General features: G+C 66.4%; 9 protein-coding genes. 6 read left to right on the top strand and 3 right to left on the bottom strand.

All coding sequences use genetic code 11. The features are described 5' to 3' along the window. Positions 1-3 precede the first annotated feature (3 nt). Both AC5P60_RS17455 and galU read left to right on the top strand, forming a co-directional pair. Positions 4-1917 carry a polysaccharide biosynthesis protein gene (locus AC5P60_RS17455; protein WP_005413043.1) on the top strand — a complete coding sequence of 638 codons (1914 nt, stop codon included), beginning with the start codon at positions 4-6 and terminating at the stop codon, positions 1915-1917. Continuing rightward, positions 1914-2792 (top strand): UTP--glucose-1-phosphate uridylyltransferase GalU, encoded by an 879-nt coding sequence (galU, locus tag AC5P60_RS17460; RefSeq protein WP_483692794.1) that lies wholly within the window; start codon positions 1914-1916, stop codon positions 2790-2792. The genes AC5P60_RS17455 and galU overlap by 4 nt, the downstream gene beginning before the upstream one ends. 554 nt (positions 2793-3346) lie before the next feature. Here galU and AC5P60_RS17465 read toward each other — a convergent pair. The 3 genes from AC5P60_RS17465 to AC5P60_RS17475 all read right to left on the bottom strand — a co-directional run bounded on the left by AC5P60_RS17465 (position 3347) and on the right by AC5P60_RS17475 (position 7690). Further along, positions 3347-4555, bottom strand: a complete 1209-nt coding sequence (locus AC5P60_RS17465; protein WP_005409292.1) for an acetyl-CoA C-acyltransferase — start codon at positions 4553-4555, stop codon at positions 3347-3349. A gap of 69 nt (positions 4556-4624) precedes the next feature. After that, positions 4625-6997, bottom strand: a complete 2373-nt coding sequence (locus tag AC5P60_RS17470) for a 3-hydroxyacyl-CoA dehydrogenase/enoyl-CoA hydratase family protein (RefSeq protein WP_033834902.1) — start codon at positions 6995-6997, stop codon at positions 4625-4627. Positions 6998-7036: 39 nt separating this feature from the next. Continuing rightward, positions 7037-7690, bottom strand: a complete 654-nt coding sequence (locus AC5P60_RS17475; protein WP_033834901.1) for a TetR/AcrR family transcriptional regulator — start codon at positions 7688-7690, stop codon at positions 7037-7039. 313 nt (positions 7691-8003) lie between these two features. On the opposite strand from AC5P60_RS17475, the gene ndk reads away from it, so the two are divergent. The 4 genes from ndk to AC5P60_RS17495 are packed head-to-tail and all read left to right on the top strand — an operon-like array spanning position 8004 to position 11308. After that, on the top strand, positions 8004-8429 hold the full coding sequence (gene ndk / locus AC5P60_RS17480) for a nucleoside-diphosphate kinase (protein WP_005409295.1): 426 nt from the start codon (positions 8004-8006) through the stop codon (positions 8427-8429). A 10-nt stretch (positions 8430-8439) separates the two neighbouring features. Beyond that, the gene (gene rlmN / locus AC5P60_RS17485) at positions 8440-9645 is read left to right on the top strand and encodes a dual-specificity RNA methyltransferase RlmN (RefSeq protein ID WP_005409296.1); all 1206 of its coding nucleotides are present in this window, start codon (positions 8440-8442) and stop codon (positions 9643-9645) included. Continuing rightward, positions 9632-10417, top strand: a complete 786-nt coding sequence (locus AC5P60_RS17490; RefSeq protein WP_483692792.1) for a tetratricopeptide repeat protein — start codon at positions 9632-9634, stop codon at positions 10415-10417. Before rlmN ends, AC5P60_RS17490 begins: the two co-directional genes overlap by 14 nt. A gap of 18 nt (positions 10418-10435) precedes the next feature. Next, positions 10436-11308: a RodZ domain-containing protein gene (locus AC5P60_RS17495; RefSeq protein WP_005409298.1), complete on the top strand. Its 873-nt coding sequence runs from the start codon at positions 10436-10438 to the stop codon at positions 11306-11308. Positions 11309-11331 lie beyond the last annotated feature (23 nt).

Consider the following 11331-nt stretch of genomic DNA (forward strand, 5'->3'; position numbering starts at 1 on the left):
CTTATGGCTTCACCCTGGCGGGACAGAATCCTCGGCCTGATGCCGCGTTCGGCCATCGTCTGCCACGACCTGTTCATGGTCTGGGCATGCTGGCAGCTGCTCCACGCCGGGCGGTACTCGATCCTCCCCAACGCGCCCTCGCTTCCGCTCTGGAATGTCGACACCACCCTGGTGCTGCTGCTGCAGGGCCTGGTGTTCTGGCGCGTGGGCCTGTATCGCGGGCTGTGGCGTTTCGCCAGCGTCAGCGACCTGCTGAACATCTTCAAGGCCAGCTTCATCGGCCTGGTCGGCATCGTGCTGGTGCTGATGTGGAAGCGTTTCGACGGCGTGCCGATGTCGGTGCTGGTGATCTATCCGTTCGCGCTGTCGGCGCTGCTCGGCGCGCCGCGCCTGCTGTACCGGGCCTGGAAGGATTACCAGGCACTGCAGTCGGATTCGAGCGCGCGCCGCGTGCTGATCCTCGGTGCGGGGCAAGCCGCCGAGACGCTGGTCCGCGATCTGCGCCGCTCCGGCAACTTCGAACCGGTCGGCCTGCTGGACGACGCACCGCACCTGCGCGGCGCCAAGCTGCAGGGCCTGCCGATCCTGGGCAGCCTCGATGATGCCCCGGCCGTGGTCCGCGAGACTGCAGCCAAGTTGCTGGTGATCGCCATGCCCTCGCTGGATGCCGCAGGCATGCAGCGGGTGGTCGCCATCTGCGAAAGCACCGGCGTGCCGTTCCGCACCGTGCCCAAGCTGAGCGACATCCTGCAGGGGCAGTCGCTGCCCGGCCAACTGAAGGAGGTGGCGATCGAGGATCTGCTCGGCCGCAAGCCGATCACCCCGGACTGGAACCTGATCCGTGGCTGGTTGGGCGGTCGCACCGTGATGGTGACCGGTGCCGGTGGCTCGATCGGCTCGGAGCTGTGCCGCCAGTGCGCGCGCCACGGTGCCGGCCGCATCATCCTGCTGGAGATCAGCGAACTGCTGCTGCTGACCATCGAGGGTGAGCTGCGTCGCAGCTTCCCCGATATCGAGATCGAAGCGGTGCTGGGCGACTGTGGCGATCCTGCGGTGATCCGCCATGCGCTGTCGCTGCATCCGGTCGACACCGCGTTCCATGCCGCAGCGTACAAGCATGTTCCGGTGCTGGAACGGCAGCTGCGCGAAGCCGTGCGCAACAACATCCTGGCGACCGAGAACGTGGCCCGCGCCTGCCTGGAAGCGCGCGTCGAGCATTTCGTGTTCATCTCCACCGACAAGGCGGTCGATCCGGTCAACGCGCTGGGTGCCAGCAAGCGCTATGCCGAGATGATCTGCCAGAGCCTGGACCAGAAGTCCACGCACACCCGTTTCGTTACCGTGCGCTTCGGCAACGTGCTGGCCTCGGCCGGCAGCGTGGTGCCGCTGTTCCGCGAGCAGATCCTGCGCGGTGGCCCGGTCACGGTTACCGATCCGGAAGTCACCCGCTACTTCATGACCATCCCCGAGGCCTGCCAGTTGATCCTGCAGGCCGCGGCCTCGGCCTCGCACGGTGCGATCTACACGCTCGACATGGGCGAGCCCGTGCCGATCCGGCTGCTGGCCGAGCAGATGATCCGTCTGGCGGGCAAGCAGCCGTACAAGGATGTGCAGATCATCTATACCGGCCTGCGTCCGGGCGAGAAGCTGCACGAGACGCTGTTCTATTCGGACGAGGACTACCGCGCAACCGCGCATCCGAAGGTCCTCGAGGCCGGCGTGCGCATGTTCTCGCGCGATCTGGTGCTGGGCAACGTCCCGCGCCTGCGCGAGGCGGTGTGCAGCTACGACACCGAAACCATCAAGGAAGTCCTGTTCGCGACGATGCCCGAGTTCTCGCCAATCGAACAGGATGCTTACATTTCATCCGCTAAAGTCGTGCCCTTTCCCGCACGCGAGGCCAACAGGCACCAATGAGCAAGCGAATTCGCAAGGCAGTTTTCCCCGTAGCGGGTTTGGGGACGCGTTTTTTGCCAGCAACCAAGACCGTGCCGAAGGAGATGCTGCCGATCATTGACCGGCCGCTGATCCAGTACGCCGTGGATGAAGCAATCGAGGCCGGCTGTGACACGCTGGTGTTCATCACCAACCGCTACAAGCACGCGGTCGCCGACTACTTCGACAAGGCCTACGAGCTGGAGCAGAAGCTCGAGCGCGCCGGCAAGCAGGAGCAGCTGGAACTGATCCGTCACGTGCTGCCCAATGGCGTGCGCGCGATCTTCGTGACCCAGGCCGAGGCGCTGGGCCTGGGCCATGCGGTGCTGTGTGCCAAGGCCGTGATCGGTGACGAGCCGTTCGCGGTACTGCTGCCGGACGACCTGATCTGGAACCGCGGCGACGGCGCGCTGAAGCAGATGGCCGATCTCAACGAAGCCAGTGGCGCCAGCGTCATTGCCGTTGAAGATGTGCCGCACGACAAGACCGCCAGTTACGGCATCGTCGCGACCGAGGCCTTCGATGGCCGCAGGGGCCGTATTTCGCAGATCGTGGAGAAGCCGAAGCCGGAGGACGCGCCGAGCGACCTGGCCGTGGTCGGCCGCTACGTGCTGAGCCCGAAGATCTTCGAGCTGCTGGAGCAGACCGGCAGCGGTGCCGGCGGCGAGATCCAGCTGACCGATGCGATCGCGCAGCTGCTGAAGACCGAGGAGGTGGATGCCTACCGTTTCGAGGGCACTCGTTTCGACTGCGGTACGCACCTGGGGCTGGTGGAAGCGACGATCCGCTTCGCGCTGGACAACCCGAAGCTCGCAGGGCCGGCGCGGGAGAAGCTGACGGCGATGTTGGCGGAGTAAGGGTTTTATCAAGCGCTCCGTTCGCGGCGCCTTGATTGATACGTGGTGGGCGGTACGGGTGGGCCTTTGCAGGACACGCCGTAAACCCATCCATGGGGGCTCGATGGCGCCTTGCTCGTGTGCGCTGTCCTGCGCACACGGCAAGACCGGGGTTGGGCGTCCTGCCCAACCCGCCCGAGGCATGCCTCGGGCCCATGGCGCCAACGGTCCTGCAAAGGCCCACCCGTCCCGCCTGCCAGGTTTCCTGCGGGCGCGGACGGGAAGGGCGGAATCGAGGGCGGGAGCACAATCAAAAAAGGCAGCCTATGGCTGCCTTTTTTGTTTTCCAGAGCAGGGCCAAAAGCATCCACGCATGGCGTGGATCTACTGCTCTTGCCTTTGCTCATCCCTCCGCCGCGGGGAGGCTGGGAGGGCCGGGTTGGCAGGGCTGCCTGGGACCGTTGGCGCCATGGATGGCGCCATCGAGCCCCCAAGGACGGGTTCACGGCGTGTCCCGGGCAGCCCTGCCAACCCGGCCCACGCCATGAAGCCCAACGAGGCAACGCTTTTGACCCTTACAGCGCCTCGAAAATACCCGCTGCGCCCATGCCGGTGCCGATGCACATCGTCACCATGCCGTACTTCTGCTGGCGACGACGCAGGCCGTGCAGCAGGGTGGCGGTACGGATCGCGCCGGTCGCACCCAGCGGGTGGCCCAGGGCAATCGCGCCACCCAGCGGGTTGACCTTGCTCGGGTCCAGGCCGCAATCGCGGATCACCGCCAGCGACTGCGCGGCGAACGCTTCGTTCAGTTCAATCCAATCCAGCTGGTCCTGGGTCAGGCCGGCCTGCTTCAGTGCCTTCGGGATCGCGGCGATCGGGCCGATGCCCATCACTTCCGGGCGCACGCCGGCCACCGAGAAACTGACGAAACGGGCCAGTGGGGTCAGGCCGTAGTCCTTGATCGCCTGTTCCGAGGCCAGCAGCACGGCACCGGCGCCATCGCTCATCTGCGACGAGTTACCGGCGGTGACGGTGCCGCCGAACTGGCCGTTGCGGAACACCGGGCGCAGCTTGGCCAGGCCTTCAGCCGAGGAATCCGGGCGCGGGCCTTCGTCGGTGTCGGCGATCTTGTTGCGGGTGATGATGCGCTGGCCGTCGGCCAGGTCCGGCAGGTGCGAGACGATCTCGTACGGGCTGATCTCGTCCTTGAACTCGCCGTTCTGGATCGCGGCCATGGCCTTCTGGTGCGAGGCGAGGGCGAAGGCGTCCTGGTCTTCGCGCGAGACCTTCCACTCTTCGGCCACCTTCTCGGCAGTGATGCCCATGCCGTAGGCGATGGCCACGTGGTCGTTGTCGAACACGCTCGGCGCCATGGCGATCTTGTTGCCCATCATCGGCACCATCGACATCGACTCGGTGCCACCAGCCAGCATCAGGTCGGCGTTGCCCAGGCGGATCGCGTCGGCGGCCTGCGCCACGGCCTGCAGGCCGGAGGAGCAGAAGCGGTTCACGGTCTGCGCGGCGATGGTGTTCGGCAGGCCGGCCAGCAGCACGCCGATGCGTGCCACGTTCATGCCCTGCTCGGCTTCCGGCATGGCGCAGCCGATGATGGCGTCATCGATGCGGTTGACGTCCACGCCCGGGGCCTGCGCGACGACGCTGCGCAGCACGTGCGCAAGCATGTCGTCGGGGCGGGTGTTGCGGAACATGCCCTTGGGCGCCTTGCCGACCGGAGTGCGGGTGGCGGCGACGATGTAGGCGTCCTGGATTTGCTTGGTCATTGCAGTGATCTCTTGAATAGGGGGTGGAAGAGGTTGCCGGCCAGCGGCCGGCACTACCGATGTCTTCCGTCAGTTCCGCAGCGGCTTGCCGGTCTTCAGCATGTGCGCGATGCGGGCCTGGGTCTTTTCCTGCTGGGCCAGTTCGACGAAGTGCTTGCGCTCCAGGGTCAGCAGCCACTCTTCGTCCACCAGGGTGCCGCGGTCGACCTTGCCGCCGCACAGCACGGTGGCGATGCGCTCGGCGATCTCGTAGTCGTACGGGCTGATGAAGCGGCCTTCCAGCATGTTGACCAGCATCATCTTGAAGGTGGCGATGCCCACGTCACCGGCCACCTGGATGCGGCGTGCCGGCAGCGGCGGACGGTAGCCCGCTTCGGCCAGTGCACGGGCTTCGGCCTTGGCGATGTGCAGGGCCTCGTAGCTGTTGAACACCACCTTGTCGGTACTGCGCAGCAGGCCCAGTTCCTTGGCGTTGACCGCCGAGTTGGACACCTTGGCCATCGCCACGGTCTCGAAGGTCTTCTTCAGTTCGGCGAACACGTCGCCACCCGGGCCCGCGGCCTGAGAGGCACGCACGGCCAGTTCCTTCAGGCCGCCACCGGCCGGCAGCAGGCCGACACCGGCCTCGACCAGGCCGATGTAGCTTTCCAGGAAGGCCACGGTCTTGGCGCTGTGCATCTGGAACTCGCAGCCGCCGCCCAGGGCCAGGCCACGCACCGCTGCCACCACCGGCACCAGCGAGTACTTGATGCGCTGGCTGGTGCGCTGGAAGTTGGCGACCATTTCCTCGAACTGGTCGACCTTGCCGGCCTGCAGCAGGCCCAGTGCACCGGCCAGGTCGGCACCGGCGGAGAAGGGTTCCTTCTGCTGCCAGATCACCAGGCCCTGGAAGTCCTTCTCGGCGCGGCTCACGCATTCCTGCAGGCCGTCCAGCACCTGGTCGGACACGGTGTTCATCTTGGTCTTGAAGCTGACCACGGCGATGCCATCACCGTCGTGCCACATGCGCAGGCCGTCGTTCTCGAACACGGTCTCGCCCGGCGCGAACTTCTCGCCCAGCAGCGGATCCGGGAAGCGCTGGCGCTGGTACACCGGCAGCGACGAGCGCGGCAGCTTGGCGTTGCGCGACGGGCTGTAGCTGCCTTCGGCGGCATGCACGCCGTCGCGGCCATCGAACACCCAGTCCGGCAGCGGGGCGTTGCTCATGCTCTTGCCGGCGACGATGTCATCGGCGATCCACTGTGCCACCTGCTTCCAGCCGGCAGCCTGCCAGGTCTCGAACGGGCCCAGCGACCAGCCGTAGCCCCAGCGGATGGCCAGGTCCACGTCGCGCGCGGTCTCGGCGATGTCGGCCAGGTGGTAGGCGCTGTAGTGGAAGAGGTCGCGGAAGGTCGCCCACAGGAACTGCGCCTGCGGGTGCTGGCTTTCGCGCAGCTTGGCGAACTTCTCGGCCGGGTTCTTGATCTTCAGGATCTCGACCACTTCCGGCGCGGCAGCGCGATCGGCCGGGCGGTAGTCCTGCTTCTCCAGGTCCAGCACCACGATGTCCTTGCCGACCTTGCGGAAGATGCCGGCGCCGGTCTTCTGACCCAGTGCGCCCTTGGAGATCAGCGCGTCCAGCCACTTCGGCGACTTGAAGAACTCATGCCACGGATCATTCGGCAGGGTGTCGCCCATGGTCTTGATGACGTGCGCCATGGTGTCCAGGCCGACCACGTCGGAGGTGCGATAGGTCGCCGACTTCGGGCGACCGACCAGCGGGCCGGTCAGGCCGTCCACTTCATCGAAGCCCAGGCCGAACTGCTGGGTGTGGTGGATGGTGGACAGGATCGAGAACACGCCGATGCGGTTGCCGATGAAGTTCGGGGTGTCCTTGGCGTACACCACGCCCTTGCCCAGGGTGGTGACCAGGAAGGCTTCCAGGCCTTCGAGCACGGCGGCGTCGGTGGTGGTGGCCGGGATCAGCTCGGCCAGGTGCATGTAGCGCGGCGGGTTGAAGAAGTGCACGCCGCAGAAGCGGTGACGCAGCTGCTCGGGCAGCACGTCGGCCAGCTTGTTGATGCCCAGGCCCGAGGTGTTGGAGGCCAGCACCGCGTGGTCGGCCACGAACGGCGCGATCTTCTTGTACAGGTCCTGCTTCCAGTCCATGCGCTCGGCAATGGCCTCGATGATCAGGTCGCAGTCCTTCAGCTGCTCCAGGCCCGACTCATAGTTGGCCGGGGTGATGGCTTCGGCCAGCGACTTGCTGGCCAGCGGCGCCGGGCTCAGCTTGCCCAGGTTGGCGATCGCCTTCAGCACGATGCCGTCGGCCGGACCTTCCTTGGCAGGCAGGTCGAACAGCACGGTGTCGACGCCAGCGTTGGTGAGGTGGGCGGCGATCTGGGCACCCATGACGCCGGCACCCAGCACGGCGGCGCGGCGGACTAGCAGGGAATTGGACATGGTGTAGGGCCTTTGTTGGTCAGCAGTTACTGGGTGGAATCAAAGGGAAGCGGGCAGGGCGCTGGCGCGTGCGGCGGCGCGGAACCCGGCTTCGGCGAAATGGATCAGTTCGTGGGCGGCATGGGCACGATGCGCCGCTTCGGTGACACCGGCGGGACGCTTGATCAGCCCGAAGTCGGCCATGGCATAGGTGAGCGAGCCGGCCAGGAAGTCCAGGCGCCAGTACAGCTCTTCCTTGCTCAGGCCGGGCACGCACTCGCCGATGGCCTTGCCGAACGCACGCAGCACGTGGCCGTAGTGGTCGGACAGGAACTTGCGCAGGTTGTCGTTCTTCTCGGCATAGGCGCGGGCGATCACGCGCACGAAGGCGCCGCCGTTCTGGCGGTCCTGGGCCAGCGCCAGGGCAGGCTCGACGAAGGCGGCCAGCACCGGGCGCAGTTCGCCCGGGTGCTCCGTGCGGGCGCGTTCCAGCTGCGACAGGCGGGCGCCGGTCATCTCGTCCATGCGGCGGCGGAAGACCTCGTTGACCAGGTTTTCCTTGGAGCCGAAGTGGTAGTTGACCGCGGCGATGTTGACGTCGGCCTGGCTGGTCACCTGGCGCAGCGAGGTGCCGGCGAAGCCGTGCTGGGCGAACAGCTCCTCGGCGGCACCGAGGATCCGGTCCTTGGTCGAGAAGTGGGCGGGCTTGGCCATCGGTGGTCGGACCTTAATCAAACGATTGTTTGATACTAGGACCAGACGGTACCGTATGGCATTTTGCAGTGCAGCAAAATCGGCCGACCCGGTCAGATTTCACTCAGGTCGGTGAATGGGGTAGTGCCGGCCGCTGGCCGGCAGCCCCGAGGTTGAATGGCGCCCTATGCCGGCCAGCGGCCGGCACTACCATGCCGCCGCTTTATCTTTTACAATTCGCCTACGTTTATCAGGCTAAGCCCGCGTCCCGACGCGGGTTTTTTTCATGTTACCCTTCGGGCCATCAGCGGCCCGATTCCATTGGAGACATCCCATGGCGCTGGAGCGCACCCTTTCGATCATCAAGCCGGACGCCGTTGCCAAGAACGTCATCGGCGAAATCTACGCCCGCTTCGAGAAGGCCGGCCTGAAGGTCGTGGCCGCCAAGTACAAGCAGCTGTCGCGCCGTGAAGCCGAAGGCTTCTACGCCGTGCACCGCGAGCGTCCGTTCTTCAACGCGCTGGTCGAGTTCATGATCTCCGGCCCGGTGATGATCCAGGCCCTGGAAGGCGAGAACGCCGTCCTGGCCCACCGCGACCTGCTGGGCGCCACCAACCCGAAGGAAGCCGCGCCGGGCACCATCCGCGCCGACTTCGCCGAATCCATCGATGCCAACGCCGCCCACGGCTCGGACTCGGTCGAGAATGCCGCGATTGAAATCGCCTACTTCTTCGCCGCCACCGAAGTCGTTTCGCGCTGAGAGTAATGCCGTGAACGAGGTCGTACAGTCCCCCGCCATCCAGCCGCTGCCGAAGTCGGCACCCACGGCTGGCAAGCAGAACCTGCTCGACCTCGATCGCGCGGGCCTGGAGAAGTTCTTCGTCGAGGTTCTCGGCGAAAAGAAGTTCCGTGCCCATCAGGTGATGAAGTGGATCCACCATCGCTACGTCACCGACTTCGATGAAATGACCGACCTCGGCAAGGTCCTGCGCGCCAAGCTGCAGGCCCATGCCGAGGTGCTGGTTCCCAACATCGTGTTCGACAAGCCCTCCGCCGACGGCACCCACAAGTGGCTGCTGGCGATGGGCGTGGATGGCAAGAACGCCATCGAGACCGTGTACATCCCGGACAAGACCCGCGGCACGCTGTGCGTGTCCTCGCAGGTCGGTTGCGGCCTGAACTGCACGTTCTGCTCCACTGCTACCCAGGGCTTCAACCGCAACCTGACCACCGCCGAGATCATCGGCCAGGTGTGGGTTGCCGCGCGCCACCTGGGCAACGTGCCGCACCAGATGCGCCGCCTCACCAACGTGGTGATGATGGGCATGGGCGAGCCGCTGATGAATTTCGACAACGTCGTGCGCGCCATGAGCGTGATGCGCGACGACCTTGGCTACGGCCTGGCCAACAAGCGCGTGACCCTGTCGACCTCCGGCCTGGTGCCGCAGATCGACCGCCTGTCTGCCGAAAGCGACGTGTCGCTGGCGGTGTCGCTGCATGCGCCGAACGACGCGCTGCGCGAGACCCTGGTGCCGCTCAACAAGAAGTACCCGATCGCCGAGCTGATGGCCTCGTGCGCACGCTACCTGCGCGCCAACAAGCGCCGCGAATCGGTCACCTTCGAATACACCCTAATGAAGGGCATCAACGACAAGCCCGAGCATGCCCGCGAGCTGGCCCGCCTGATGCGCCAGTTCGACAACGCGGTGCAGGCCAAGGATTCGGGCAAGGTCAACCTGATCCCCTTCAACCCGTTCCCGGGTACCCGCTACGAGCGTTCGGAAGAGGCGCACATCCGCGCCTTCCAGAAGATCCTGCTCGACAGCAACGTGCTGACCATGGTCCGCCGTACCCGTGGCGACGACATCGACGCCGCCTGTGGCCAGCTCAAGGGCCAGGTGATGGACCGCACCCGCCGCCAGGCGGAGTTTAACAAGACGCTGCAGGCGGGGAAGGGGAGCGATGCCGCGGCCTGACCGCCTCTGGCTGGTTCTGCTCGCAGGCACGCTGGCCCTCGCGGTCGGCGGCTGCAAATCCCATCCCAAGGCCAAGCTTGGCCCGAGCGAGGCGCCGGTCTACTCCGTCCGTGATCCGGAAGGGGTGCGGCAGCAGGTGCGCTGGCAGGAATTGCTGACCCTGGCCGGCCGCGACATCCAGGGCGGCAATCTCGATGCTGCCGAGCGGAAGGTGCGCGAAGCCCAGAAGCTGGTGCCGACGGCCCCCGACGGCCTGGTCCTGCTTGCGGGCATCGACGAGCGTCGCGGTCGCAGCCAGCAGGCCGGCGAGAACTTCCGCAAGGCTGCCGAGCTGGCGCCGCAACGTGGCGACGTGCTCAACAACTATGGTGCCTGGCTGTGCCAACAGGGCCACGCGGCCGAATCGCTGGTGTGGTTCGATCGTGCCCAGCGGGCGCCGGGCAATCCCGCCGTCGCCGAAGCGCAGTCCAATGCCGGCAGCTGTGCGCTGGATGCAGGCCAGTTCGAGCGTGCCGAGCGCGACCTGCGCGCGGCGCTGTCGGCGCTGCCGGGAAACCCGGTCGCGCTGGAGGCCATGGCCCAGCTCAGCTTCCGCCAGGGCCGCTACATGGAGGCCCGGGCCTTCGCCGAACGTAGGATTGCGGCTGCACCCGCAACGCGTTCCGTGTTACAACTTGCGTCTCAAATCGAAGCGCGGCTGGGTGATCGGGCGGCATCTGACCGCTATCTTCAGCGCATTCGACAGGAATTTCCGCAGGAAGCGGGCTCCTAACTCCAGGGTTGATGCATTGTGATTGATGACCAGACTGTGAGCGCTCTCGAGACTGCGGCCGGCTGCGGCACCCGCCTGCGCCAGGCCCGTGAAGCGGCCGGACTGACCCTTGAGGATGTCGGCTCGCGCCTGCGCATGCCGGTCCAGGTGGTCAGGTCGCTGGAGGAAGAGCAGTGGCAGAAGCTGGGCGCGCCCGTCTTCGTGCGCGGCCAGTTGCGCAGCTACGCGCGCCTGCTCGACGTCGATGTGAGCCAGCTGCTGGAGCAGGCCCAGGTGGGCCCTGTCGTGCCGCCCACCCTGGTCAGCCATACCCATACCCCGCGTGCGCGCCGCATTGCCGAGAATCTCGGCCGGCGCGTGCTGTACGTCGGCATCACCGCCGTGCTGGCCGTGCCGGTGTGGTTCGCCACCCGCGGCCATTTCGATGGCAGCGCCACGCCGTCGCCGAACACGGCCTCGCTGGACGCAATCCCGGCCGCTGTGCCGGTGGCCCCGTCCGCTGCGGGTGTCGAGCCGGCAGCCCCGGCTGAAGTCGCGAGTGCCCCGGCCAGCAAGCCGGCCGCAACCCCGTATGTCGCTTCGCTGTCCCCGGTGCCGCGTTCGGCACCCGCTGCGCCCGCAGCCGCCAATACGCTGGAGATGCAGTTCAGCGGCGACAGCTGGGTCGATATCGGTGGTCCGGACGGCGCCACGGTCGAAAAGGCGCTGATCAAGTCCGGCGAGAGCCGCAGCTTCACGCCGGGCCAGGTGACCCGGGTGACCCTGGGCAACGCCTCGGCGGTCCAGGTTCAGCAGAACGGCGCTATCGTCGATCTGACCCCCTACCAGCGAGCCAACGTGGCACGCTTTCAGGTATCCTCTGAAGGCTCCGTAGTCCCGGTTTCGCACTGAGGCGCGGTTTCACCACCTTCGAT

It is taken from the genome of Stenotrophomonas sp. YJH_SMC_120 (genome assembly GCF_059368675.1).